General features: G+C 61.2%; 24 protein-coding genes and 1 tRNA gene. 6 read left to right on the forward strand and 19 right to left on the reverse strand.

Annotation, left to right across the window (positions count from 1 at the left end):
• Positions 1 to 29: 29 nt before the first annotated feature.
• The 6 genes from ACFUOZ_RS03400 to nrdH form a co-directional block, all read right to left on the reverse strand.
• On the reverse strand, positions 30 to 1,628 hold the full coding sequence (locus ACFUOZ_RS03400) for an ABC transporter permease (RefSeq protein ID WP_377544778.1): 1,599 nt from the start codon (positions 1,626 to 1,628) through the stop codon (positions 30 to 32).
• 4 nt (positions 1,629 to 1,632) lie between these two features.
• Entirely contained in the window at positions 1,633 to 2,676 is a 1,044-nt protein-coding gene (locus tag ACFUOZ_RS03405) for an iron ABC transporter substrate-binding protein (RefSeq protein WP_377544780.1), read from the reverse strand.
• A 282-nt stretch (positions 2,677 to 2,958) separates the two neighbouring features.
• Positions 2,959 to 3,933, reverse strand: coding sequence for a class 1b ribonucleoside-diphosphate reductase subunit beta (nrdF, locus tag ACFUOZ_RS03410; RefSeq protein WP_216925513.1), 975 nt, complete (start codon positions 3,931 to 3,933; stop codon positions 2,959 to 2,961).
• 123 nt (positions 3,934 to 4,056) lie between these two features.
• Positions 4,057 to 6,195, reverse strand: coding sequence for a class 1b ribonucleoside-diphosphate reductase subunit alpha (gene nrdE, locus ACFUOZ_RS03415; protein WP_377544974.1), 2,139 nt, complete (start codon positions 6,193 to 6,195; stop codon positions 4,057 to 4,059).
• Between the two features lie 11 nt (positions 6,196 to 6,206).
• Positions 6,207 to 6,677: a class Ib ribonucleoside-diphosphate reductase assembly flavoprotein NrdI gene (gene nrdI, locus ACFUOZ_RS03420; RefSeq protein WP_377544783.1), complete on the reverse strand. Its 471-nt coding sequence runs from the start codon at positions 6,675 to 6,677 to the stop codon at positions 6,207 to 6,209.
• Positions 6,678 to 6,740: 63 nt separating this feature from the next.
• A complete protein-coding gene (gene nrdH, locus ACFUOZ_RS03425; RefSeq protein WP_144658986.1) occupies positions 6,741 to 6,983 on the reverse strand; it encodes a glutaredoxin-like protein NrdH in 243 nt (80 codons plus the stop codon).
• Between the two features lie 396 nt (positions 6,984 to 7,379).
• Here nrdH and ACFUOZ_RS03430 point away from each other — a divergent pair, with 396 nt between their 5' ends.
• Entirely contained in the window at positions 7,380 to 8,345 is a 966-nt protein-coding gene (locus ACFUOZ_RS03430; RefSeq protein WP_377544785.1) for a LysR family transcriptional regulator, read from the forward strand.
• A gap of 50 nt (positions 8,346 to 8,395) precedes the next feature.
• Positions 8,396 to 8,899: a DUF2004 domain-containing protein gene (locus tag ACFUOZ_RS03435; RefSeq protein WP_377544787.1), complete on the forward strand. Its 504-nt coding sequence runs from the start codon at positions 8,396 to 8,398 to the stop codon at positions 8,897 to 8,899.
• Between the two features lie 55 nt (positions 8,900 to 8,954).
• On the opposite strand, the gene ACFUOZ_RS03440 is transcribed toward ACFUOZ_RS03435, so the two are convergent.
• Genes ACFUOZ_RS03440 through ACFUOZ_RS03465 form a run of 6 tightly spaced genes read right to left on the reverse strand, consistent with a single transcriptional unit; the run spans position 8,955 to position 14,094 of the window.
• Complete coding sequence (locus ACFUOZ_RS03440) at positions 8,955 to 9,650, reverse strand: hypothetical protein (protein ID WP_377544789.1); 696 nt, start codon at positions 9,648 to 9,650, stop codon at positions 8,955 to 8,957.
• A complete protein-coding gene (locus ACFUOZ_RS03445; RefSeq protein WP_377544791.1) occupies positions 9,647 to 10,687 on the reverse strand; it encodes a VWA domain-containing protein in 1,041 nt (346 codons plus the stop codon). The genes ACFUOZ_RS03440 and ACFUOZ_RS03445 overlap by 4 nt, the downstream gene beginning before the upstream one ends.
• 2 nt (positions 10,688 to 10,689) lie before the next feature.
• Positions 10,690 to 11,685: a VWA domain-containing protein gene (locus tag ACFUOZ_RS03450; protein ID WP_377544793.1), complete on the reverse strand. Its 996-nt coding sequence runs from the start codon at positions 11,683 to 11,685 to the stop codon at positions 10,690 to 10,692.
• Positions 11,676 to 12,137 (reverse strand): hypothetical protein, encoded by a 462-nt coding sequence (locus tag ACFUOZ_RS03455; protein WP_377544795.1) that lies wholly within the window; start codon positions 12,135 to 12,137, stop codon positions 11,676 to 11,678. The genes ACFUOZ_RS03450 and ACFUOZ_RS03455 overlap by 10 nt, the downstream gene beginning before the upstream one ends.
• Positions 12,127 to 13,074 (reverse strand): DUF58 domain-containing protein, encoded by a 948-nt coding sequence (locus ACFUOZ_RS03460; RefSeq protein ID WP_377544797.1) that lies wholly within the window; start codon positions 13,072 to 13,074, stop codon positions 12,127 to 12,129. The genes ACFUOZ_RS03455 and ACFUOZ_RS03460 overlap by 11 nt, the downstream gene beginning before the upstream one ends.
• Before the next feature lie 12 nt (positions 13,075 to 13,086).
• Positions 13,087 to 14,094 carry an AAA family ATPase gene (locus tag ACFUOZ_RS03465; protein ID WP_377544799.1) on the reverse strand — a complete coding sequence of 336 codons (1,008 nt, stop codon included), beginning with the start codon at positions 14,092 to 14,094 and terminating at the stop codon, positions 13,087 to 13,089.
• Between the two features lie 148 nt (positions 14,095 to 14,242).
• Between ACFUOZ_RS03465 and ACFUOZ_RS03470 the strand changes: the two genes are divergently transcribed.
• Positions 14,243 to 14,446, forward strand: coding sequence for a hypothetical protein (locus ACFUOZ_RS03470; protein ID WP_377544801.1), 204 nt, complete (start codon positions 14,243 to 14,245; stop codon positions 14,444 to 14,446).
• Between the two features lie 25 nt (positions 14,447 to 14,471).
• On the opposite strand, the gene ACFUOZ_RS03475 is transcribed toward ACFUOZ_RS03470, so the two are convergent.
• From ACFUOZ_RS03475 to ACFUOZ_RS03495, 5 genes are all read right to left on the reverse strand, one after another.
• Entirely contained in the window at positions 14,472 to 15,293 is an 822-nt protein-coding gene (locus tag ACFUOZ_RS03475) for a carbohydrate ABC transporter permease (RefSeq protein ID WP_377544803.1), read from the reverse strand.
• Positions 15,290 to 16,159 (reverse strand): carbohydrate ABC transporter permease, encoded by an 870-nt coding sequence (locus ACFUOZ_RS03480; RefSeq protein WP_377544805.1) that lies wholly within the window; start codon positions 16,157 to 16,159, stop codon positions 15,290 to 15,292. Before ACFUOZ_RS03480 ends, ACFUOZ_RS03475 begins: the two co-directional genes overlap by 4 nt.
• Positions 16,156 to 17,526: an extracellular solute-binding protein gene (locus ACFUOZ_RS03485; protein ID WP_377544976.1), complete on the reverse strand. Its 1,371-nt coding sequence runs from the start codon at positions 17,524 to 17,526 to the stop codon at positions 16,156 to 16,158. Before ACFUOZ_RS03485 ends, ACFUOZ_RS03480 begins: the two co-directional genes overlap by 4 nt.
• A 31-nt stretch (positions 17,527 to 17,557) precedes the next feature.
• Positions 17,558 to 18,808: an ROK family transcriptional regulator gene (locus ACFUOZ_RS03490; RefSeq protein ID WP_377544807.1), complete on the reverse strand. Its 1,251-nt coding sequence runs from the start codon at positions 18,806 to 18,808 to the stop codon at positions 17,558 to 17,560.
• A gap of 171 nt (positions 18,809 to 18,979) precedes the next feature.
• On the reverse strand, positions 18,980 to 20,110 hold the full coding sequence (locus ACFUOZ_RS03495) for a class I SAM-dependent methyltransferase (RefSeq protein ID WP_377544809.1): 1,131 nt from the start codon (positions 20,108 to 20,110) through the stop codon (positions 18,980 to 18,982).
• A gap of 217 nt (positions 20,111 to 20,327) precedes the next feature.
• On the opposite strand from ACFUOZ_RS03495, the gene ACFUOZ_RS03500 reads away from it, so the two are divergent.
• The gene (locus ACFUOZ_RS03500; RefSeq protein ID WP_377544811.1) at positions 20,328 to 20,705 is read left to right on the forward strand and encodes a cupin domain-containing protein; all 378 of its coding nucleotides are present in this window, start codon (positions 20,328 to 20,330) and stop codon (positions 20,703 to 20,705) included.
• 77 nt (positions 20,706 to 20,782) lie between these two features.
• On the opposite strand, the gene ACFUOZ_RS03505 is transcribed toward ACFUOZ_RS03500, so the two are convergent.
• A tRNA-Ala gene (locus ACFUOZ_RS03505) sits at positions 20,783 to 20,855 on the reverse strand.
• Between the two features lie 345 nt (positions 20,856 to 21,200).
• Between ACFUOZ_RS03505 and ACFUOZ_RS03510 the strand changes: the two genes are divergently transcribed.
• A complete protein-coding gene (locus tag ACFUOZ_RS03510; protein WP_377544813.1) occupies positions 21,201 to 21,791 on the forward strand; it encodes a ScbR family autoregulator-binding transcription factor in 591 nt (196 codons plus the stop codon).
• A 16-nt stretch (positions 21,792 to 21,807) separates the two neighbouring features.
• Here the strand turns inward: ACFUOZ_RS03510 and ACFUOZ_RS03515 are convergent, their stop codons facing one another.
• Positions 21,808 to 22,419 (reverse strand): helix-turn-helix transcriptional regulator, encoded by a 612-nt coding sequence (locus tag ACFUOZ_RS03515; protein ID WP_377544815.1) that lies wholly within the window; start codon positions 22,417 to 22,419, stop codon positions 21,808 to 21,810.
• Between the two features lie 117 nt (positions 22,420 to 22,536).
• Here ACFUOZ_RS03515 and ACFUOZ_RS03520 point away from each other — a divergent pair, with 117 nt between their 5' ends.
• Positions 22,537 to 23,634, forward strand: coding sequence for an aromatic ring-hydroxylating dioxygenase subunit alpha (locus ACFUOZ_RS03520; RefSeq protein WP_377544817.1), 1,098 nt, complete (start codon positions 22,537 to 22,539; stop codon positions 23,632 to 23,634).
• The last annotated feature ends 13 nt before the right edge of the window (positions 23,635 to 23,647 follow it).

A 23,647-nucleotide genomic window follows, 5' to 3' on the forward strand; every position in this document is an offset into this window, starting at 1 on the left:
AGAAGGGAGTCTGGAAGGGGCTTGTTCTGTCACTGTCCGGCTACTTTCTTGGACTGTTGGAAAAGCAAGTAGGTCATGGGCGCCGAGAGCAGGATCATCAGCAGGGCATAAGGCGCCGCCCCGGTGTAGTCGATTTCGCTGCTCTTGCTCCAAAACTCCGTTGCCAAAGTACGGGTCCCATTCGGCGCCAGGAGCAATGTCGCTGTGAGTTCGTTGACGATCGCCAGGAAAACCAGCGCAGCTCCGCCGGCTGCAGCCGGGGCGGTCAATCGCAGAGTCACGCGGAAGAATGACACGAAGGGGGTCTTTCCCAAAGACTGCGCGGCTTCATCGAGCTCCTTGGGAGCTTGAGCCAGGCCCGAACGGAGGTTGACCAATGCCCGGGGAAGAAACAGCAACACGTAAGCAGCGATCAAGACTCCGGCTGTTTGGTAAACGCCGGGCACCACCCGGATACTGACCGTCACGAAGGCCAGGCCCACCACGATCCCGGGCAGGGAACTCGTAACGTAGTTGGACAGTTCAAGCAGCTTGCTGAACCAGCTCGGGTGGCGGACAGCAAGGTACGCCATGGGGAAAGCCACGACGATGGTTACTGCCGCTCCAATGGCACCGTAAATGAGCGTCTGAAGGAGGGCAGGCATGAATTCATCGGCCGCCCAAATCTCCGCCCCACCGGTGATCACCCATTTCAGGACAAACCACAGCGGCAGGCCGAACGCCAAGGCAGTCAGCGCCAGAAGGCCCAATTGGGCCGGCAACTGATAGCGTCCCAGCGGCAACTGGGTTGTCTTTCCCTGCGCACCGGATCCGACACGGGCATATCGTGCTGTACCGCGGCTTTTCACTTCGGCTAGGAGCAGGAAAAGGCAGAGGATAACGAGGACACTGGCCAGCATATTGCCGGCGGTGCCGTTGAACGTCGACTGGAATTGGACCATGATCGCCGTCGTGAAGGTATCGAAGCGGATCATGGCGAAGGCGCCGTATTCAGCCAGGAGGTGGAGACCGACGAGCAAGGCGCCACCGGTCATCGCGATGCGCAGCTGGGGCAACACGACCCGGAAGAAGACTGCCCACGGACCCAGGCCAAGGGAAGCAGCGGACTGCTCAATGGCCGGGTCCAAGCGGCCGAGCGTTGCCGCTGCCGGTATGTAAACAAGCGGGAAGTAGGAAAGGGTGGAAATCAAGACACCGGACCAGAGGCCCTCAAGTGAGGGAACAGCCGAAACCCACGAATAGCTGTTGACGAAGGCCGGGATCGCCAACGGCGCGGCCAGGGCAACGGCCCACCAGCGACGCCCCCGAAGCGCTGTCCGCTCAACCAGCCAGGCACCACCCACCCCCAGCAGAAGGCACAGAGGGATGGTGATGACGGTCAGCAAGACAGTATTGAGCAGAAGCTCGCCAACGCGCGGGCGGATGATGAGTTCGACGGCGGTTTCCCAGCCGGTCGTGACGGTCATGTAGACGACGTAGCCCAGTGGCAAAAGCGAAAACAGGGCGATCAGCACTGCCAGCAGGGAGACAGTGGAAACGCCGAAAGGCGGGCGGGGGCGCTTGCCCCTGCCCGCCGTCGTCGTGCTTTCCGCGCCTTGTGGTCGGGAAGCCGATAGGTCGGTACTCACAGAACTAGAGGAGTCCTGCCTTGGTCATCAGCTCGGTGACCTTGGCGGAGTTGAGCTTTGCCGGGTCCACGGTAGGTGCCTGGAGTTCCTTGATGGGAACAAGCTTGGCGTTGGCATCAACCTGCGATGCTATGGCGTACTCGAACGACGTGCCGTTCTTCAGAACTTCCTGGCCCTTCTTGCCCGTGATGAACTTGAGGAAGGCCTGGGCGTCGGCTGCGTGCTTGGAAGACTTCAGCACGCCGCCGCCGGAGACGGACAAGAAAGCGCCCGGATCCTGGTTCTTGAAGTAGTACGGCGTGACGTTCTTGGAGTTCTCGCCGGTCTTCGCCTGGTCACCGTAGTAGTAGTAGTGGTAGATCAGGGCGCCGTCGACTTCGCCTGCGTTGACGGCCTTCATGGCGGTGCTGTTGCCCTTGTAGGCCTTGAAGTTTTCCTTCATGCCCTTGAGCCACTCCTCGGTAGCAGCCTCGCCCTTGAGCTCAAGGAGCGCCGAAACGATTGCCTGGAAGTCGGCACCGGTCGGCGACGCTGCCCACTTGCCCTTCCACTCGGGGTTGGCCAGGTCCAGCATGGACTTGGGGAGCTTGTCGTCGCTGATCTTGTTCTTGTCGTAGACAAAGACCGTGGAGCGGGCGGCGATACCGGTCCACTTGCCAGTGGACGGGCGGAACTCAGCGGGCACCTGATCCAGGGTTGCCTTGTCGACGTCCGCGAAGAGGCCGGCGTTCTCTACCTGCGCCATTGCGGGAGAGTTCTCGGTCAGGAAGACATCAGCCGGTGAAGCCTGGCCTTCCTGGACGATCTGGTTGGACAGTTCGGTGTCCGAGCCCTGACGGATGGTGACCTTAATCCCGGTCTCCTTGGTGAAAGCGTCCACCCATTCCTTTGTCAGGGTGTCGTGCTGCGCGTTGTAAACCGTGATTTCACCGGAACCCGAACCTGCGGAAGCGGAGGCACTGCCGGCATTGGAGCCGCATGCGGTGAGGCCAAGTGCTGCGGTTGCCGCGAGGGCGATTCCGGCCAGCGCTTTCTTGGGGATGTTCATGGAGGGCTTCTTTCTTCGAACAAAAACTCTTGGGGACCTTCGTCCGTGCAGGCCAGGTGTTGGGAAGGCTTGCTTCTGTAAGGGTAGGTAAGGCTTGCCTACGCGCAAAGCCCAATCACCCAATAGTGACAAGGATCACGATAATTACGCAAATCTTGCGTGACGTAATAACGGGGCCTTGACAGCGCTCGCGTCAGTAACGGTGGACCCGATCGCAAAAAGCCCGGAATCAGCTGCATAGCGCAGCCGATCCCGGGCCGGTGTCCGATCAATCAGACGGACTTAGAACTCCCAGTCCTCATCCTCCGTGTTCACGGCCTTGCCGATCACGTAGGAAGAACCCGAGCCGGAGAAGAAGTCGTGGTTCTCGTCGGCGTTCGGGGACAGTGCGGAGAGGATGGCCGGGTTCACGTCAGTGACCGATGCCGGGAACATAGCCTCGTAGCCGAGGTTCATGAGGGCCTTGTTGGCGTTGTAGTGCAGGAACTTCTTGACATCCTCAGCCAGGCCGACACCGTCGTAGAGGTCGTGGGTGTACTGGACTTCGTTTTCGTACAGCTCGAAGAGCAGCTCGAAGGTGTAGTCCTTGATCTCCTGCTTGCGGGCCTCGGAAACCTTCTCCAGGCCCTTCTGGAACTTGTAGCCGATGTAGTAGCCGTGCACGGCCTCGTCGCGGATGATGAGGCGGATGAGGTCAGCCGTGTTCGTGAGCTTGGCGCGCGAGGACCAGTACATGGGCAGGTAGAAGCCCGAGTAGAACAGGAAGCTCTCAAGCAGCGTGGAGGCAACCTTGCGCTTGAGGGGATCGTCGCCCTGGTAGTAGTCCATGACGATCTGCGCCTTCTTCTGCAGGTTCTCGTTCTCGAGGGACCAGCGGAAAGCGTCGTCAATCTCCTTGGTGGAGCACAGCGTGGAGAAGATCGACGAGTAGGACTTGGCGTGCACCGACTCCATGAAGGCGATGTTGGTGTATACAGCCTCTTCGTGCGGGGTCAGTGCGTCCGGAATCAGCGAAACGGCGCCAACGGTGCCCTGGATGGTGTCCAGCAGGGTCAAGCCGGTGAAGACGCGCATGGTCAGCTGCTGCTCTTCCGGGGTCAGCGTGTGCCACGACTGGACGTCGTTGGACAGCGGCACCTTCTCAGGCAGCCAGAAGTTGTTGACCAGGCGGTTCCAGACTTCCACGTCCTTGTCATCCTGGATCTTGTTCCAGTTGATGGCCTCGACATGGCTCAGCAGCTTGACCTTCTCGGTCATGTCATCCCCTTTAGCGATGGGTAGTTCTTAAGGTAAGCGTACGACGGCGGGTGGTGACCCGCCGTCGTACTCTTTAGTTTTCAGCGCGGCAGCCGCCGCAGAAATTCAACCGATAAAGGTTGATCACAACATGCAGCTTACGCAGCCCTCAACCTCAGTGCCCTCCAGCGCGAGCTGGCGGAGACGGATGTAGTAGAGGGTCTTGATGCCCTTGCGCCATGCGTAGATCTGCGCCTTGTTGATGTCACGCGTGGTGGCGGTGTCCTTGAAGAACAGCGTCAGGGACAGGCCCTGGTCCACGTGCTGCGTGGCAGCGGCGTAGGTGTCGATGATCTTCTCGTAGCCGATCTCGTAGGCATCCTGGTAGTACTCCAGGTTGTCGTTGGTCAGGTACGGAGCCGGGTAGTAGACGCGGCCGATCTTGCCTTCCTTGCGGATTTCGATCTTGGCGGCCACCGGGTGGATCGACGAGGTGGAGTTGTTGATGTAGCTGATGGAACCGGTGGGCGGAACAGCCTGGAGGTTCTGGTTGTAGATACCGTGCTCCATGACCGAAGCCTTCAACTCGCGCCAGTCATCCTGGGTGGGGATGTGGTGGCCGGCGAAGAGTTCGCGGACGCGCTCCGTTTCCGGAACCCATTCCTGCTCGGTGTACTTGTCGAAGAACTCGCCGCTTGCATAGGTGGACTTCTCGAAGCCGCCGAACTTCTGGCCGGTCTCGATGGCCAGCTTGTTGGAAGCGCGGAGGGCGTGGAACAGCACCGTGTAGAAGTAGATGTTGGTGAAGTCCAGGCCTTCTTCGGAGCCGTAGTGGACGTGCTCGCGGGCAAGGTAGCCGTGGAGATTCATCTGGCCGAGGCCAATCGCGTGGCTCTGGGCGTTGCCCTGGGCGATCGACGGTACGGAGTTGATGTAGGACATGTCCGAAACAGCGCTGAGCGCACGGATGGAGGTCTCGATGGAGAGCCCGAAGTCCGGCGAATCCATGGTCTTGGCAATGTTCATCGATCCCAGGTTGCAGGAGATGTCCTTGCCCACGGTCTCGTAGCTGAGGTCCTCGGCGTAGATGGACGGCGAGGAAACCTGGAGGATCTCCGAGCAGAGGTTGCTCATGGTGATCTTTCCGTCGATCGGGTTGGCCCGGTTCACGGTGTCCTCGAACATGATGTACGGGTAGCCGGACTCGAACTGGATCTCCGCGAGGGTCTGGAAGAACTCACGGGCGCTGATCTTGGTCTTCTTGATCCGGGAATCGTCGACCATCTCGTAGTACTTCTCCGTCACCGAGATGTCGGAGAACGGCACACCGTAAACGCGCTCAACGTCGTACGGAGAGAAGAGGTACATGTCCTCGTTCTTCTTGGCGAGCTCGAACGTGATGTCCGGAACAACAACACCCAGGGAAAGGGTCTTGATGCGGATCTTCTCGTCGGCATTCTCGCGCTTGGTGTCCAGGAAGCGGTGGATGTCCGGGTGGTGGGCGTGCAGATACACAGCACCTGCACCCTGGCGGGCACCGAGCTGGTTGGCGTAGGAGAAGCTGTCTTCGAGGAGCTTCATCACGGGGATGACACCCGAGGACTGGTTCTCGATCTGCTTGATCGGAGCACCGTGTTCGCGGATGTTGGTCAAGGACAGAGCTACGCCGCCGCCACGCTTGGACAGCTGGAGGGCAGAGTTGATGGCGCGGGCAATCGACTCCATGTTGTCTTCGATGCGGAGCAGGAAGCAGGAGACGAGCTCGCCACGCTGGGCTTTTCCGGCGTTCAGGAACGTCGGGGTGGCCGGCTGGAAACGGCCGTCGATGATCTCGTCCACCAGGCGGGTGGCGAGTTCCTCGTTGCCACGGCCAAGGTGGAGTGCAACCATGCAGACACGGTCCTCGTAGCGTTCGAGGAAGCGCTTGCCGTCGAAGGTCTTCAGCGTGTAAGACGTGTAAAACTTGAAGGCACCGAGGAAGGTCTCGAAGCGGAACTTCTTCTTGTACGCCCGGTTGAAGAGCTCACGGATGAAGTTCATCGTGTACTGGTCGAGGGTCTCGCGCTCGTAATACTGGTTCTTCACCAGGTAGTCGAGCTTCTCTTCGAGATCGTGGAAGAACACGGTGTTGTTGTTCACGTGCTGCAGGAAATACTGGTGCGCAGCTTCGCGGTCGGCTTCGAACTGGATCTCGCCGTTGGGGCCATACAGGTTCAGCATGGCGTTGAGCTCGTGATAGCCCAGGCCCTTGTAAGCCTCAGGCAATGGCTTCTTGGTGTCCACAGCGCCCCCGGTTACTTCTGCTTCTGCGACAGTTGTGTCCAAAACTCTTCCAATCCTTGATTCACTCGGTCTACGTCTTCGGGAGTTCCCATGAGTTCGAACCGATAGAGGTGCGGCACTTTGCATTTGACGGAGACAATGTCCCCGGCTGCACAGTAGTTGTCCGCGAAGTTTGTGTTCCCGGCTCCGATTACACCGCGGATCAGTTCCCTGTTCCGGGGATCGTTCAGAAACCTGATGACCTGCTTGGGCACTGAACCTTCACCGTTGATACCCCCGTAAGTGGGGAGTACCAGGACGAAGGGTTCAAGTGCCTGAAGCGGAGGCTCCTGGGCATACAGCGGAATGCGCGCTGCGTCCCTGCCCAGTTTCTGGACGAATCTCTTGGTGTTTTCGGATGTCGAGGAAAAGTAGATGAGGTGACTCCTGGTGGTGACAGCTTCCGTCACATCACGTGCGGTTGCCGCTGCCAGCGGTGCCATGGGAGTCACCTCGACTACATAGGGATTCTTTGTGTGCTGTGGTGGCGAAGTTCGAATGGAAACCTAGGCCACGGAAGAAGCGGCCTGGGCCAGTTCTTCGATCTTGTCCGGACGGAAGCCTGACCAGTGGTCCTGCTCGGTCACGACAACCGGAGCCTGCATGTAGCCCAGCGCCTTGAGGCGCTCAAGGGCCTCGGCGTCCTGGGAGATGTCGACGCTCTGGTAGGCAATGCCCTTCTTGTCGAGCGCCCGGTAGGTTGCGTTGCACTGAACACAGGCCGGCTTCGTGTAAACCGTTACGGTCATGATCCCTGTCCCCTAAGTTGAAGTCTGGTTCTCTTCGTATCTGGCGGGCTCAACCGGAACTTACTACTGAATCCGATACCGGCCCGCAGGCTGCCGTGACAGCCAACACGCTCATATTTAGTCTCGGGCAGGTTTCCCGCCCAATCCGTAAATCGATACTACATGTAGTGCAAGCACCTCGCCGGAACCCCAAGATGATGTATTACAAGTATGTCATTCAATCCACCGATCGTCCACAGGGCAGGGGCTTCAAAATGTCCGTAATTACGCCAAACTGAGAGATGTCATCCACACCCTGTGGACTACTTAGCCACATTTAATCTTCAGCGTGTCGCCCCCATACGGCGTGTCGTGACACTTTGAAAATGTGGCGTGGCGAACAGCTAAAATCTGCTGATGGTCAACCTTCTCCACCTCCGGACGCTGATGGAGGTAACCCGCTTGGGTTCCTTCGCTGCTGCCGCCGCCCAGCTGGGCTATACCGCCTCGGCAGTCTCCCAACAGATGGCAGCGCTGGAACGCGACACCGGCGTCGAACTTTTCCAGCGCTCCGCACGCAGCGTGGTGCCAACCGAAGCTGCTGTGACCATGACGCGGCACGCATCGAAGGTCCTGACCGATGTGGAAGCCCTCATGGCGGCGGCCTCCAGGACCAACGACTCCCCGGCCCAGGAGTTGCGCCTTGGCATCTTCCCCAGCCTTGCGACGTACGTGCTGCCGGACATCCTGCGGAATGAAAGGTGGAACGGACTCGGCATCGAGCTGAAGGTCTCGGTGGCCGAGCCGGCCCAAACCATCCAGGGACTGCGCAGCGGCGGTGAACTGGACGTCGCACTTGTCTACCAGGTGGGGCAGTCGGGATTGGCGTGGCCGCATTCCCTGGAGCGCCAGTGGATCGGTGACGACGACTTCCGGGTGGTCCTGCCGGCGTCCTGGAAAATACGCGAAGACGCCGAGATCGAGGCCGCGCATCTGTCCGATATGCCGTGGATCGTGCACCACCCCGGCACCAGTGATGCCCTGGTGATCGAACGCCTGTTTGCCAGCTGCAACCTCCACCCCAGGGTGGTGGCCTACAGTGACGACTTCCACGCCAGCCTGGAGATGACAGCCGCCGGACTTGGTGCCTCGCTGGTACCCGAACTCGCGCTGCGGAACCGGCCGCCCGGCGTCGTTGTGCTGGACGTTCCGGACATCCGGCTGGCGCGGAACGTTTTTGCGTTGCTGATCAATGAAAAGCGGACCGCCCAAGTGCAACTCTTCACCCAGCTGTTGGCCGACACCCTCAGGGGCACCGCCGACAGAAGTGGCCTCCACCCGCTCAAAACCGCCCCGGTGAAAGGTCCCCAGCGGCGCAGGTGAAATATCCCGAAGTGCTGGAACCCGCTGGATGTAGGGGTTAGATTGATCACATGGGCAAGGTAGCGAGCAAACATTTTGGGGAGATAGAGCTCAATCACGGGCGTGAACATTGCTTCGTTGCGAGACACGAACTCGGCGGCAACCAGCTCGAACTGGACCTGAACGTTGCCGCGCACGACCACTTTGATGAGGCAGCGCTCCGCAAGGTGGACTACCGTCTGCGCTTCCTGCCCGAGCTGGTGGACCAGGTCCGGGAAATGATCGCCGATGAGCTGGACCAGGACGGTACCAACCCGCAGCAGTTCCTGCATTTCCACTGTTCGCAGCTCAAGGAAGAACAGCTCGAATCCGTCTTCGGAGTCCGCGACAAGGACCAACTCACCAACGATGTCTTCCTCAAAGCCCTCAAACTCGGCCACGTAGCCATCTACCCCGGGCAACCTGAGCGCTACTTTGTCCTCGACTTCACCCTTGGCTCCCACTTCACGGATGAGCTGCTGGTCGCAGCCGCCGATGAAGATGGCGTGGTGGATGACGAAATATTGTGGGAGTAGCACCACCCGCTTATAGCACGGCTCAAGGCACGACGGCGGCCGGTTACCTTCGGGGTCACCACGGCCTGTCCACGCCCGTGCTGTCATCCGGGCTTCGCAGATATTCGTCACGCTCCTGGCCCTCGCCGCGCTCAAGTTGGGCCTTCCGCGTACTCTCTTCCAGCTGCTGAAGTTGCTTCTCCGGCGGAGACGTGGACGGCTGCGGGGAACTATCCGGCTTCTCTTCATTCCGGGACTGTTTGCCCTCGAGCCGGTCCTTGGCCGCATCGAGGGTCTCCCCCTCCCCCGCCGCATTCGCCGGACCAGGCTCATGGCACTGACTGGATGCGGCTTCGATGACGGCGAGCGCCTCCCCGACCAGCCGATCCTTGGGCCCGGGATCATTCTCGGAATCTGCAAGCTTCTCGATGGTGAGCGCCAGATTCACCCGGACTTTGCACTCGTCCGCCCCGGGTCCACTTTTCAGGGCCGCCTCGAATTCTGTGCGCGCCGCGGCGAAATCACCGGCCAGGACCGCTGCGTCACCGGACGCGAACGGGGCTTTATGGGGCTCCAGGACATTGGCAACACCCAGCCACGTCGCCGCCTGTGCAACGGCATCATAGCGTCCCGCCGCAAAGTCGTTCTCGGCGGTCCCTCCGAGAATGCCCACGCTCAGGAGCTTGGCGGCGGTTGCGAGCGCCAGGACAGCTGCGGGCGCCGACCAGAACGCAAGGTGACGGCGTCGCCGTCGTTCGTTGGAAGCGGTCATCCCGTGCGCTCCTTGGGTGCTGAACTGCCCACGGCGCGCAACGCGCGGAGGTGCCTGAGCAGTTCAGGGACGGCAAGGGCGAACGCCGCCAGTGCGAGCAGCCAGTAGAGTTCGATCCTGCCGGGTGCATCCTTTGTGCTTACTGAGAGGGAACCCGGTTGGGCTTTGCCGAGCATATCGGAGACGGGTTCCTTGGCTGTTCGGTGGGCATAGGGGACGTTGAGTTGTCCGGCGATGCTACGGAGCTGTTGTTCGTCGATCCTGGAGATGGCGTCTTGCCCACCACCCTGGCTCCGGTCTTTCACATAGGCGGCGGTGTTCCTGGAGGAGTCCCTCATTCTCCCGCCCGCTTCGGTTCCATAACCAAGCACTGCTCCCCCGGCTACGTCGGAGCCATCTATGGGCGCCGGGCCTTCCGCGCTGGTGTTCTCGCCGTCGCCAGCGTAAAAAACCAGAGCCGGCCTTCCCGGGTGTTGTTCCTGGGCGGCTGCGAGTCTTTCCTTCAGCAGCTGCCCGGCTCCTGTGACGCTGCTGCCTTTGGCGTAGCGTGGGTTCTGTGGCTGAAGGGTTGCCATGCTGGTTTGAAGGGCGGTGGCGTCCTGGGACAAGGGCATCCGGACCGTGGCTTTGTCATCGAAGGTGATGAGGGAGAACTTGGCGCCGGCAAGTTCCTGGGCGATTGCCATCACGTCGCGTTGGACGCCGGTCAAACGGGTTGCGGTCCCGTTGTAGTCTTCTGCGGCCATGCTGGTGCTGGTGTCCACCACAAAGAAAACATCCAGCTCGGCTGTCGATGTCCGGGATTGCCCTCCGGCCCAGCCGGGTCGCAAGGCAGCCAGGAGCAAGAGCACGACGACGAGGCAGCGGTTGAGCGCCGGGCGCACCTTTCGCGGTGACAGGCTTCGCGGTGACCGGGGTCGCGATGGCCGCTGTTGTGTTGCCGGGGTCCGAAGTCGAAGGCTCCAGACGGTGAAGGCAAGGGCTCCAAGGCCCACGGCAGCAAGGAGCGGCCACGGCAGGATCGGGGCTATGGTCATGTTCATTGCTCCAATCGCCGTCCCAGGATCAGCAAGCCCAGCGCGGCCAGCAACGCAGAACCCAAGGGCCAGCCAGGGGCGTCGGCAACGACCGCCTGCGGAGCTGAGACGTAGGTGGTGGCTTCGGTTTCCTGGACCTTCCGGACAATGCGCGGCACGGCCTCGGGGTTCTCCACGCCGGAGTAGGTGCCGCCTGTTGCCTCCACGGCGGCCTTGAGTTGTGCGCCTGGCTGATCGGGTTGGTCCCCGTAGTCCATATCGCTGGGGTTCAGGGCGTGGATCCTCACGTTCTTGCTGCTGGCCAGCGCACTGGCCTCGGCGAGGGTAAAGATGGGCGATCCCGAGACGAAGTTGTCCGTGGCCAGTACAACCGACCGCGAGCGCATGGTGTCCCCGTGAGTGCCGCCGCTGCCACCCGTGTCCGGGAAGCTCTGGACACAGGAGGCCAGGCCGTCACCGATGAGGGACGAGCCTTCCCCGTTCCAGGTGCCGTCAAAGAACGATCCCGCACCGTCAGTCAGGGCTTTTTCGGCCTGGGTCAGTTGTTCCTCGACGTAGGAGTAATCATCGGTGAGGGGAAAGAGCTGCACGCTGCTGCTGTCGAAGATGACCATCCCGATCCTCTCACCATCGAACTGCTTCGCGAGGTCCTTGAAAACGGCCGCCAAAGCGGCGTCCGTGCCGGCCATCGATCCGGACACGTCCAGGCACAGCACGATGTCCCGGTTGCGGAGCTCCGGTTGCTCGGTGGAGCGCAGCGCTGGCCGGGCAGCCGTGATGGCGGCGGCAAGCAGGAACACCCCGGCCAGCAGGGCGGCGAGGACCAGCCGCGTCCGGTAGCGGCGAAGCGCGTGCCGGTATTCGGGCAGTTCCGTGAGCCTGTCGCCATGGGCGACCACCCGCGTTGGAAATGAACGACGACGCCGGAGGTACAACCAGGCGGCGACCGCCACCGCTGAGGCAGCCAGGGGAACAATCCACCAGTAGGTCAGTTCCATGCTCGGACCACCTGGCGGGCGAGGTCAGCCGAGTGCCGTACAGGCCGGACGTGCCGGGCCGAGAATTCGCTGGGGTAGATACCGGCCATCCCCTCGGCCAATCCATCCAGGCCTTCGCCCCGCAACTCATCCAGCGTCATTGAGGTGACGGGAAGGCCTGTGACAGCTCCGGCGAACTCCCGCACGAGGAAGCTGAGCCTCTGGTGGGCTTCGCGCTCAGGTACGCGGCCGGCGTCGGCGTCTGCAACAGTGTCCTCGATCGCGGCAAGGCAGCGGGACCGCAGCGTCTCCACCTCCGTCGGTATTGACGTCCGATGTGCATCCACAGGCGCCCGGCGTGGCAACAGAAGCCACCCGTACCATCCGGCCACGAGAACCAGGAGAAGAACGCCGAGCCACATCCAGAGGCCCTGATACTGCAAGGGTGCGTAAAACGTGGAGTCAGCCGGCACGCTGCCCCCTTTTCGTCCGGCGGCCCGAGGTCAACGCTCCGGACCGGTGCTTTTCCAGGAGGGCAAACACGGTTGTTACGACGTCGGCGCTGCCTTCGGCCTGTTCCTCTGCGATGCCCAAAGTGCGGAAAAGGGTCCTTCGAAGCTCAGCGCGCTGGGCCATGGCGTGCCCGTAAGCGGCCCGTACTTTCCTGTCTGCCGCGAGCAGGAACGGTATGCCGGTACCCGTGCCGATGTCAGTGCTGTCCAGAACTCCCTGTGCCTCGATTCCCTGTGTCTCGGTTCCGGGCGCGAGTTCAGCGTCGCGCACAGTCAACCAGAGCAATTCATGCCGTGCCCGCAGCCTGCGCATCAAGTCCTCGGTCCTGGCGTCGGGAATAAACTCGTCGGCAACAACGACCACCAGCATCCGCCCCTTGAGGTAGCGCAGGACGTAGTCAAGCTGCCCGGAGATCCCGCTGGGTTGGCCATCCAACGTGATGGTCGAGTCAATCTCCCGCAGCAGCCGCTCCAGGTGTTCTTCACCGCCCTTGGGAGGCAGGAAGCTGGAAGCGCTCGCATGCCCGTGCACCAAGCCAACATCGTCCCCGTGACGGCACGCGAGGTATCCGATGACTCCGGCAGCATAAACAGCCACATCCTTCTTGCTTTCGCCCGAGAACGCCTCTGCTGCCATGTTTCGACCGGAGTCCACCACCAACAGTACGGAGTGGCGACGAACAGCCACATATCTTTTGACGAGCGGTGAGCCGTGCCGGGCCGTGGCCTTCCAGTCGATGTCCCTTACTTCATCACCGGGAACATAGGCACGCAGCTCGTCGAAGTCCATGCTGCGGCCCTTGAAGACGGAGCCGTATTCGCCGTCGAGCAGGCTCAGCGTCCTGCGATGGGCGAAGATGAACATCTTCGATTTAACGCGCTTAAGAAGGCTGGGCACCTGCCGATCCCTCTACGGCGTCTGGACGGACGCCAGCACGGCATCGATGACTGTCTCCACGGAAACGCCCTCCACGACGGCGTCGAAGCCAAGGATGATGCGGTGGCGAAGAACCCGGTGTGCCAGGTCTTTCACATCTTCCGGGATGACGTGGTCGCGGCCGTTGAGCAGTGCCAAGGCCCGTGCCGCCTGGCTGAAGGCGATGCTGGCCCGGGGGCTCGCCCCGAATTCGACAAGGCTGGCCAGATGTGGCTCCAGGTACTGCCCGGCGTTCCGGGTGACGTAGGCAAGGCCCACGATGTAGCGCACGATGGCGGGGTCGATATAGACCCGACGCACGAGTTCCTGGACCTGCACCACGGCATCGAGGGAGGCAGCGGCCGGCGGCTTCTGCCCGGCGCCGAAGACCCCGGCGTCGATCCGCCTGATGACCTCGGCTTCCTCAGCAGGACTGGGGTAGTCCAGGACATCCTTGAGCATGAACCTGTCCATCTGCGCTTCGGGCAGGCGGTATGTGCCCTCTTGCTCTATGGGATTCTGGGTAGCCAGCACCAGGAACGGCTGCGGCAAGGGATAGGATTCGCCGCCGATGGACGTCTGGCGTTCCTGCATGGCTTCCAACATGGCGCTTTGCGTTTTTGCACTGGACCGGTTGATCTCATCCAACAACACGATGTTGGCATGGACCGGCCCCAGCTGGGTGACGAAGGTGCCTTTGGCGGCGTCGAAAATCTGGGTACCCGCAATGTCGCTGGGAAGCAGGTCCGGGGTGCACTGGATCCGGCGGAAGTCGGCACTGACGGATTCGGCAATGGCTTGGGCCGCCGTTGTCTTGGCGAGTCCGGGAACACTTTCCAGCAGCACATGGCCCCCGGTGAGCAGCCCAATCAGCAGCGTCTCCCGCAGCCGCGCCTGGCCCACTACCTTGTTCTCGAAGCTGCGGACGATGCTGCCCACCAATTGCTGGGCCCGCGCCATGTCAGGTGCATCGATTCCGGCCATGGCTGTGATCTGCTGCACTCGGGTCCCCTCGCTGGCGTTATGAGTCGTGCCGCAGGCGGTGGGCTGTTGTTTCCGCCTGCATCGGCCACTCTATCCAAACGGGCCTGGAACCGGCCCGCAATGGGTACCCCTCCCCATGGAGACCCCTGAGGTCTATCCTTTTGCCATGCATCAGCTACCAGCCGCCTATCAGAACTACCTTGCATCCCAGGATCAGCACGTCATCGACGCCGTACGCCCCGTTCTCCTCCAGTCCGCAGCGGACCAGCGGCACGGCGTCCGTATCACCTTCAACAGGGGTCCAACCGGACATCAGGCCCACTTGGATGAGTCCATCCCCTACGGCGAAATCGTCGAAGATATCGACTGACCCGTCCTGTTGCACCCTCTGCGCGTCAGCCCTTCATGGCGCCGGACAACGCAAACGAGTTTCCCATGCCCCGGGACACCACCGCGTAGAGCACCAGCACCGGGATGGAATAGAGGATGGAGAACGCAGCCAGTTGCCCATAGGCAATGGCGCCGTGCTGGCCGAAGAAACCGAAGATGGACACTGCGGCGGGTTGCTTTCCGGTGGACAGCAGAAGGATGAAGGGAACGAAGAAGTTTCCCCAAGCCTGGATGAAAACAAAGATGAACACCACTGCGAGGCCCTGCCGCATGAGGGGCAGCACAACGGTCCGCAGCGTCACCATGCCGGATGCCCCGTCCATCCAGGCCGCTTCTTCCAGTTCCAGGGGAACTGCGTCCATGAAGCTTTTGGCCATCCAAATCGCCATCGGCAAGGTGGTGGTGGCCATGAAGAAGACAGTGGCGGCCATGGAGTCCAGGAGCTGCAATTGAACGAAGAGGCCGTAGACGGGGACCATGATGGCTGTCACCGGCAGTGATGTGCCGAAGAGAACCGTGTACATGAAGGGCTTGTTGAACCGGGATTGGTACCTCGATAACGGGTAGGCGGCCAGGACGGCCACCAGGACATTCACCAAGGCAGTACCGGTGGACAGCACGAGACTGTTGAGTAATGGGCGACCCAACAGCTCCGGCGTCATAACGGCGGCGAAGTTGATCATCGACGGCGTCGACGGCACCTTGGTCTGGTACCCCGCTTGGGGGTCGACGGCGGCCAGCAGCAACCACAGAAGCGGCACCACAAAGCACAGGCCAATCAGCGCCAAGGCGATGTCCGCACCCAACTTGGCACGGGAGCGCCTCATGTACGCCGCTCCCGCAGAAGTCGGACGTAGACGGCACCGAACACCATTCCCAGCAGGATCAGCACCGAGGCCACCGCGGTACCGTACCCAATGTCACCGAATTTGAACGCTTCCTGGTAGGCCAGGACAGGCAAGGTGGTGCTGGCATTGGCCGGCCCACCGGCCGTCATCACCCAAATGAGGGTGAACACAGCCAGCGTCTGGAGGGTGATCAGCATCAGGTTGGTAGCGATGCTGTTTCGGATCAGTGGCAGTGTGATGAACACGAGCCGCTGCCATCCCCTGGCACCGTCCATGACGGCAGCTTCGGCTACGTCCTGCGGTACCTCGGCCAGTGCCGCCCGGTACACCAGCATGGAAAAGGCGGTTCCGCGCCAGGTATTGGCCAGGATGATGGCGACCAGCGGGAACGAATACAGCCAATCCAAGCCGTGGGTCCCCAGCATTTCAAGTATCTGGTTCAGTGTTCCGTCGCGATTGAAATAGGCGTATGCCGCGAACGCCGCCACGATCTCGGGCAGCACCCAAGCGGCCACCACAGCTGTACCGACCCAGTCCGCCACGATCTTGCGCGAGCGCGTCATGAGCAACGCGATCAGGACACCAAGAACGTTCTGCCCAAGCACGGCGGACGCAGCAACGAAAACCACAGTGAGCCATGTCGCCGCTGGAAAGGAGTCGTCGGTAAACATCCGCACGTAGTTCCCTGTTCCTACCCATTGCGGATCCCTGGCTCCCCTTCCGGACAAAGCAGCGTCGGTGAATGAAGCGTAAAAGGACCACGCCACAGGGGCGAGAAGGAACACCAGCAGGAGCACGATTGCAGGAGCTACCGGCAGGAGCCGCAAATGGCGGCGAATGTTCATTTTTGCAGGACCTTGTCCTCACCCACCAGCCTGCGGACAGTGGCATCGTATTCCGCAGCGGCATCCTGGGGACTTAGCCTGCCGGTGATGACTGATTCCGTGGCCTCTTGTACCGCGGTGGAAATCCTCGGATAGTCGGCGGTGGCTGGCCGGTAGTGCGTCACCTCCACCAAATCGGACACGTCCTTCACGAACGGATTGGCGGCAAGATATCCGGCGTCTGCGGCCACGTCAGTCCTGACGGCGATTTGGGAGTTGTTGATGTCGTACGCAAGGGCGTTCTTCTTGTTCAGCGCGGTGGCGAGGAACTTGAAGGAAAGCTCCGGGTGCTTGGACTTCGCCCCTACCGCCAAGGTCCAACCACCGGACATGCTGACGCTGCCTGGTTCCTGTCCCTTTTGGGTGGGAAAGCCTGCAACCGCCATGTCCTGCTCATAGCCCGCCCACTCGTAGGCGCTGCCCTTCTTCCAGAACGACGGCGCGTAAGAGCCTTCCACGGTGGCCGCCAGTTTGCCTTGGGGGAACCACTCGCCGAATACCTTTTTCCAGATATTGGGGTCCAATGCTTCGGCAGGACTGACTGCGAGCTTCTCGTCATAGAGTGTTTTCAGGAAGGCCAAGGAGTCAGTGAAGCCCTGGGACCCGAGGACCCACTTCTTCTGCTCCTCGTCGTACAGGGTGCTGTCCGTGCCGTAGAGCAGCTCATAGAAACTCTGCATCACGGTGCCTTCACCAGTGCCTTTGCCGGCATACATGGTGAAGGGAATCACGGAGGAATCGGCGGCCTTGACCTTGCGGGCCATAGCCAGGATGTCGTCCCAAGTCCGTGGCTGCCATGGAACGGGGATCCCTGCTTTCTCCAGGACGGCCTTGTTGTACCAAATGGCCCGGGTGTCTGTCCCCAACGGCACTGCGTAAATTCCGCCGTCGTCCGCTCGACCGGCCGCCTTCGCGGCCTCGCTGAACTGCCCCCACTCATCCCATGTGCCAAGGTAACTGTCGAGCTTGAGCAAATAACCGGCGTCGACATCCGAGCGCACTTTGAACGTGTCCTCATATAAAACATCAGGTGCCGTGTCCGGGGAACGCTGTGCCAACGCCAACTTGGTCCCGTAGTCGTCATCGTTGGCCTGGATGGGCTGGAGGTCCACCGTTACCCCTGAATTGGCTGCCTCGAACTCCCTCTTGGCATCCTGCATCACCGAATCCAACGCAGTAAAGGCGTCGGTCTTTTGGTAGACGATCTTCAGGGTCTTGTCCTGGGCTGCATCCGGAGTAGCTGAACACGACGTCACTCCCACGAGGACAGCGGCAACGGCAAATGCGACGGCGATTTTCTTGGGGCGCATGGTCTTCATTGGGCGCATGGTGTTCCAATCACTCAATCGTGCTCCTTGGTCAGCCCTCCAGCAGGAGCCGTTGGGCACGGGGGGCAAGCATGTGCTCCAGGACAAGGCAGGCAGCACCAATGGCGCCGACATCTTCGCCGACGCCGGTACCCACGACTTCGAGTCCGTGGATCATGCGGGCTGCGTTGTTTTCATCAAGGAGACCGGGAACGCGGTCCAGGAAATAAGGTGACATGCGACCCCAGAAAGGGCCACCAAAGACAACCCGTTCGACGTCCAGCGTGTTTGTCACCACGGAAACCGCGCGCGCCACGAGCGTGGCCGACTTATCCAAAATGGCAATGGCGCGTTGATCGCCCGCGTCGGCTTTATCACACAGCTCCGCGAAGCGCTCCTGCACTTCCGGGCCATCCGCCCCATGCCCGTGCCCACCCAGGACACCTGCGGCTTCGGCCTCTGCAACCAGCACTTGCGGGATACAGGATGACTTTACGCACCCGCGCAGGCCGCAATCACAAGCCGGCCCCTCCGGGTCAACGATGATATGGCCAATTTCACCGGCATTGCCGGAGGTTCCGCGTACTACTTCATCATTCAGCACAATGCCGCAACCGATGCCGGTTCCCATGTACATGAAAACAAAGCTTCCGGCACCGCTGGCGCCACCCGCCCATGTCTCGGCCACGGCCGCGCTGGTTACGTCTTTGTCCACCAGCGTCTCCAGGCCGGTGGCCTCAGCCAACGCCTCCCGGATCCGGACCCTGTCCCAGCCCGTCAGGAGCGGCGGTTCCACCACGGATCCTTCGTCCAGGTCGATCGGGCCGGGAACAGCAACACCCAGGCCGGCAATCTTTGCTGCATCAACACCGGACTCTTCAATCAATGTCCCGATCTGTGCGGCGATGCTGGTGATCACCTCGGCCGGGTCACCGGCGGGCGTAGCCAAGCGGGAATGCTTGACGACATCCCCGAGCAGGTCCAGGACGACAAAAGTGATGACGGCTGGGTCCAGGTGCACTCCGACCGCGTACATGCCCGCCGGGTTCAACCTCAGGATGGTCCGCGGCTTCCCCGGACCCGATCCTTCCTTGCCGGCTTCGACGATGAGCTGCTGGTCCAGGAGCCGCCGGGAAATGTTCGAGATCGTTTGCGGTGACAGCCCAACGATCTGCGCCAGCTCCACCCGGCTGAGTCCGCCCGGAGACCGCCGGATCGCCTCAAGAATGACGGTCAGGTTGAAGTCCCCCATGCGGGGTAGGTTGGTTCCGCGCCTCGGTGTCGGCTGCCGGATCTCAGTCACTGATGCCCCTAGTCATTCGGAAAATCTTCGTCGAATTTGATCTGTGTCTGCATCGTACGGCACCACTGGTCCCACGGATACGAGCACACGCTGGCACCGATGTCAGGGCTTGGTAACGATGACACTGAATTGTATGTGACCGCGCCCCTGCGGCGCGGCACGGCTGGTATTTCAAGACTTCCGGCTGCGCGTCACCGTGAATTTCGGGTTCCGGCCTTCTTCCACAGTCGGTCCAATAAGCCGTTCGAGCGTGGACCGGTATTGCAAGTGGCTGTTATACACCGTCCACAGCTCCCCTCCCGGCGCCAGCACGCGGGCGACCGCCTCAAACATCTTGTGTGCGGCACCTGCGTGCACGCTGGCACCCAAATGGAACGGCGGGTTCAAGAGGATGAGGTCTGCGCTGCCGGGCGGGAGCGAGGACATTGCATCATCGTGGAGGACTGTGATGCGTTCCGCGAGGCCATTCTCAAGCGCGGTCCCGCGGGCCGAGGCGACAGCCGCTGCTGACTGGTCGGTGGCGATGACTTCAGCCTGCACCTGCCGCCTCGCCACCATGGTGGCGAGAATGCCTGTACCGCACCCCAGGTCCACGATGCGCCGCGCCTGGGGCATGCGGTCAAGGAACGTCAGCAGGAAGCGGGTTCCGATGTCCAGCCGGGCCCCGGAAAAAACAGCACCGTGGGCGCTCACGGTGATGCCCAGTTCAGGCAAGGCCTCGACTACGGGGAAGGGCGGCTGCGCTTGCACCGGTATCGCATCCCTCGCTACCAACACCCGGGACTTCTGCCGGGCCAGCTGGGGTTGGACCGTCGAAAAGTACTTCGCCAGCACGCTGTTCATGCCTACGGACATGTGCTTGACGCGTCCGCCGGCCAGCAGGACAGCACCCGGGGCAGCAAACCGGGCAACGGCGTCGGCGATTTCCTCCAACTCAGCCAAGGACTTTGGCAACTGCAGAAGCACCAGCTCCGCACCCTCCAGAAGCTCCTTTCCGAGCTCATGGGAGCTGTAGTGTCCTGCCGCCCCGGTCCCATCTACGTTGCGCTTCAGCGCCAGCCTCCCCGTGAAGAGGTCCTGGTGGACGCGGACATGGTCGACGCCGAGCCTCACCCGGGCGCCCAACGTCAAGGCACCGTAGCGGTCGCCGATGACGACGATCCTGGTATCGGCAGAGCTGAAATCCGCGGCGGTTTCCAGCAGAAGCCTGTCCGTGGCGTCGAAAGCCTGCAGGTTGTCAGCTTCAACATCTGGAAACCTGCTCAAGGCGCCAAAGAGGCTCTCCAGATCCAGCTCCGTCACTTTGAGGTTCCCGCTTTCTTATTTGGTCACCGGGCGGAGCCGGCGTATCGACTTTATGAGTGCTTCGGAGGAAGCTTAAGCGTGCATCACGCAAACACCTGACCTTCCTGTGGAACCATCTGTTGATTCCCAAGGTGGCCGGCATATGTCACGGTGACCCCAGGAGCCAGGCGCCGCGACTGCATGTCATCCGGCTCCCAGTCCTTTGCGAGTAGCCATGAGTGTCAATGTTGTCACGAACCTTGAAGTGAAGTCCCACAACTCCCCCGACGAAACGCGCCACGCGGACAAAACTGCGGTGGACCTTGTCACTGTGGGAGATTACACCATCGCCCGCATGACCTTTGATCCGGGCTGGTCGTGGGCCGACTGCATCAAGCCGGCTGTGGGAACTGATTCCTGCCAGCTCAGCCACGTTGGATTCTGCGTTTCCGGTTCTTTGGAAGTGGAGACAAACGACGGCGCGAAGATCAGCATTTCCCCGGGCGCGTCTTACTCCATACCTCCCGGACACAATGCGCGGGTGGTGGGCGACCAGCCGTTCCAGGGCATCGAATTCGTCAGTGGCGCTGAATTTGCCAAAGCCCTCACATAGCAGTTCCCGCACGAAGGCGACCAGATGGCCGAAAGCAAAAAGACCCCGCTCTTACGAGCGGGGTCTTTTTTCCGGAGTGGAGCTGAGGGGACTCGAACCCCTGACCCCCTGCATGCCATGCAGGTGCGCTACCAGCTGCGCCACAGCCCCGGATTTGCCGACTTCAGTTGGAAGTTTTTCCCTTCCGGCCGAAGCAACTCGTCAATACTAACCACAATCCCAGCGGAAGAGAAATCGCCTGAAGGTGAGCTCTGTCACGCTTCCCGACCATCCGCCGGGAGGCCCGCGCGGCCGAGGTGCGTGGACCGAACCACCGCACCTCCCCCCAAAACCGGCCGCCCGGAAACCTCCCATTGGATGCGCTGTAAGAAGTCTAGAATCCAGACGATGGAAAAACAAAACCGTCCAGTCGGTTTTCAATGATGTCGGTGGTAGCGTTGTGAAGTCTCGACGGCGGTCCACCCTCCGTTGCCCCTATGGTTGAGAGGCCCACCCTTGCCACAGCAACAACGCGCGAAGGAAACCCGGCTGGCCGTCATCGAGGGCGCCGCCGCTGTCTTTGCCGCCACCGGCTACGGAAACGCGAGCCTCTCGGACATCATCAGGAATGCCGCGGTGACGAAGGGGGCCCTGTATTTCCACTTCACATCCAAGCGGGATCTCGCACTGGCGGTCATCGAGGAACAGCACTCCATTGTCCTGGCGGCGGGGTCAGCCATTCTCGGCTCGGAGACCCCGGCACTGGATAAAATCATCAGCCTCTGCAGGATGTTCGGACGGCAATTGCTCGATGAGCCAATCGTCCAGGCAGGCATCCGGCTGACCTTCGAAGCCTCGGCATTCCAGGCCGATGTCTCGGGGCGGTACGAGGACTGGATTGGTACGGTACAGCAGCTGCTCGAGGAAGCAAAGGCTGAGGGGACAGTGCGGCCGGATCTGGATCCGGCTGCTTTCAGCCGGTACCTGGTGGCGTCCTTCACCGGCGTCCAAATGGTGTCGAACGTGCTCACCGGGCGTGAGGACGTGCTGATGCGGATAGAACACATGTGGGAATTCATGCTGCCGGCACTCGCGCCTGCCAGCTAGCCGTTCCGGCCCGATCCTACTCCTGCCCGGATTGCGTGGATTTTTCCGGTTCCGCCAGGTCGTCTATGAGCTTGAGCCCTCGCTTCGCCCATTCAATCTCCGTCTCAGCTCGAGCGACGAGGCCTTCATAGGTAAAGATCTTGTATTCAATGGTGCGCTGGTGGTCGGCCTTGGGAGTTACGGCCAATCGCTTGTTCAACATCTCATTGGTGCCGGACTTCAATTCCCCGATCATGAGCAGCCACTGGTCGCGACGCATGGCGTGATAGTCGATATGCGCCCGCATGTGGTCCCTCGCAGCCTCCGGTTCCACCCATTCAAGGTAGGCGGCCTTCAGGTGAACAGGGTCACGCTCACGCGAGTACTCCAACGGTGAATACATCCACTCACGGAAGACATCCCTGCCCTCCTCGGTGATCCGATACTGCGTCTTCTTGCCCCGCGGCCCCCAGGAAACCTCCTCCGCCGTGAGCAGTCCGCCTTTTTCCATCTTGCGCAGTTCCGGGTAAATCTGGGAATCCGGGGCGTGCCACACGAAGCCCACGGAGGACCCGAAGCGTTTGGCGAGGTCGTATCCGGTCATCGGCTCAACCGAAAGCAAGGCCAGGATGGCGTGGCGGAGACTCATGAGAAGTTCCTTTCAAGGTCTTGCCAATCACTATATCTATAGATAGTGTGTGACGCACCCCACCATCTATGGCCATAGATAGTTGGGTGTATTTGGAAATTTTGCGAAAGGTCAACGATGACTGTGCTTCAGTCCAGCAGTTCCACCACCAGCAAGGTTCTTGGGCATCCTGTGAATGCCTGGTACGTCGCCGCTTGGGATCACGAGGTGACCCGTAAACCCATGGCACGCCGCATTGCCAACAGGCCGCTGGCCCTCTATCGCACCGAGGATGGCAAAGCTGTGGCTCTTGCCGATGCTTGCTGGCATCGGCTGGCACCCCTGTCCATGGGGAAGGTGGTGGGGCGGGACGAGATCCAGTGTCCGTACCACGGCATCCGGTACAACTCCGCAGGCCGCTGTACTTCCATGCCTGCGCAGGAGACCATCAATCCCTCCGCCACTGTCCCCTCCTTTCCCGTGGTCGAACGGTACCGGTTCGTCTGGGTCTGGTTGGGCGATCCCGGAAAAGCGGACCCTGACCTCATCCCGGACATGCACCAGATGGACAGTCCGGAATGGGCCGGCGACGGACAACTGATCTACGCTCCGTGCAACTACCAGCTGGTACTCGATAACCTGATGGATCTCACCCATGAGGAATTCGTCCACTCCTCCAGCATCGGCCAGGAGGAATTGAGTGAGTCGGATTTCGTCGTCACCCATGACGGTCGGACCGTCACCGTTACCCGGTGGATGCTCGATATCGAGCCCCCGCCCTTCTGGCTCAAGAACATGCGGGACAAGTTCCCAGGGTTCACCGGGCGGGTCGACCGGTGGCAGATCATCCGCTACGAGGCACCATCGACAATCCTGATCGACGTCGGCGTCGCCAAGGCGGGTTCCGGCGCCCCTGAAGGCGACCGCAGCCAAGGCGTGAACGGCTACGTGATGAACACCATCAGTCCGGAGACCGACAAGACGTGCCACTATTTCTGGGCCTTCATGCGCAACTACTGCCTGGACAGCCAGCTGATCACCACGCAATTGCGCGACGGAGTCGACGGCGTTTTTGCAGAGGACGAAGCCATGTTGACCGCTCAGCAGGAAGCCATCGACGCCAATCCCGACTACGAGTTCTACAGCCTCAACATCGACGCTGGAGGAATGTGGGTGCGCCGGATGATAGAGCGGATGCTCGACGCCGAGGGCCGACTGGCCGCCGCCGCGCTCTGAGAACACTGGCTTC

This window comes from Paenarthrobacter sp. NPDC057355 (genome assembly GCF_042667405.1).
Taxonomy (GTDB): domain Bacteria; phylum Actinomycetota; class Actinomycetes; order Actinomycetales; family Micrococcaceae; genus Arthrobacter.

Bases quoted from the DNA above. Each gene is read 5' to 3' on its own strand.
- ACFUOZ_RS03405 (WP_377544780.1), bottom strand. From the start codon at position 2,676: ATGAACATCCCCAAGAAAGCGCTGGCCGGAATCGCCCTCGCGGCAACC.
- nrdF (WP_216925513.1), bottom strand. From the start codon at position 3,933: ATGACCGAGAAGGTCAAGCTGCTGAGCCATGTCGAGGCCATCAACTGG.
- nrdI (WP_377544783.1), bottom strand. From the start codon at position 6,677: ATGGCACCGCTGGCAGCGGCAACCGCACGTGATGTGACGGAAGCTGTC.
- nrdH (WP_144658986.1), bottom strand. From the start codon at position 6,983: ATGACCGTAACGGTTTACACGAAGCCGGCCTGTGTTCAGTGCAACGCA.
- ACFUOZ_RS03430 (WP_377544785.1), top strand. From the start codon at position 7,380: ATGGTCAACCTTCTCCACCTCCGGACGCTGATGGAGGTAACCCGCTTG.
- ACFUOZ_RS03435 (WP_377544787.1), top strand. From the start codon at position 8,396: ATGGGCAAGGTAGCGAGCAAACATTTTGGGGAGATAGAGCTCAATCAC.
- ACFUOZ_RS03440 (WP_377544789.1), bottom strand. From the start codon at position 9,650: ATGACCGCTTCCAACGAACGACGGCGACGCCGTCACCTTGCGTTCTGG.
- ACFUOZ_RS03445 (WP_377544791.1), bottom strand. From the start codon at position 10,687: ATGACCATAGCCCCGATCCTGCCGTGGCCGCTCCTTGCTGCCGTGGGC.
- ACFUOZ_RS03450 (WP_377544793.1), bottom strand. From the start codon at position 11,685: ATGGAACTGACCTACTGGTGGATTGTTCCCCTGGCTGCCTCAGCGGTG.
- ACFUOZ_RS03470 (WP_377544801.1), top strand. From the start codon at position 14,243: ATGCATCAGCTACCAGCCGCCTATCAGAACTACCTTGCATCCCAGGAT.
- ACFUOZ_RS03475 (WP_377544803.1), bottom strand. From the start codon at position 15,293: ATGAGGCGCTCCCGTGCCAAGTTGGGTGCGGACATCGCCTTGGCGCTG.
- ACFUOZ_RS03480 (WP_377544805.1), bottom strand. From the start codon at position 16,159: ATGAACATTCGCCGCCATTTGCGGCTCCTGCCGGTAGCTCCTGCAATC.
- ACFUOZ_RS03485 (WP_377544976.1), bottom strand. From the start codon at position 17,526: ATGCGCCCAATGAAGACCATGCGCCCCAAGAAAATCGCCGTCGCATTT.
- ACFUOZ_RS03500 (WP_377544811.1), top strand. From the start codon at position 20,328: ATGAGTGTCAATGTTGTCACGAACCTTGAAGTGAAGTCCCACAACTCC.
- ACFUOZ_RS03515 (WP_377544815.1), bottom strand. From the start codon at position 22,419: ATGAGTCTCCGCCACGCCATCCTGGCCTTGCTTTCGGTTGAGCCGATG.
- ACFUOZ_RS03520 (WP_377544817.1), top strand. From the start codon at position 22,537: ATGACTGTGCTTCAGTCCAGCAGTTCCACCACCAGCAAGGTTCTTGGG.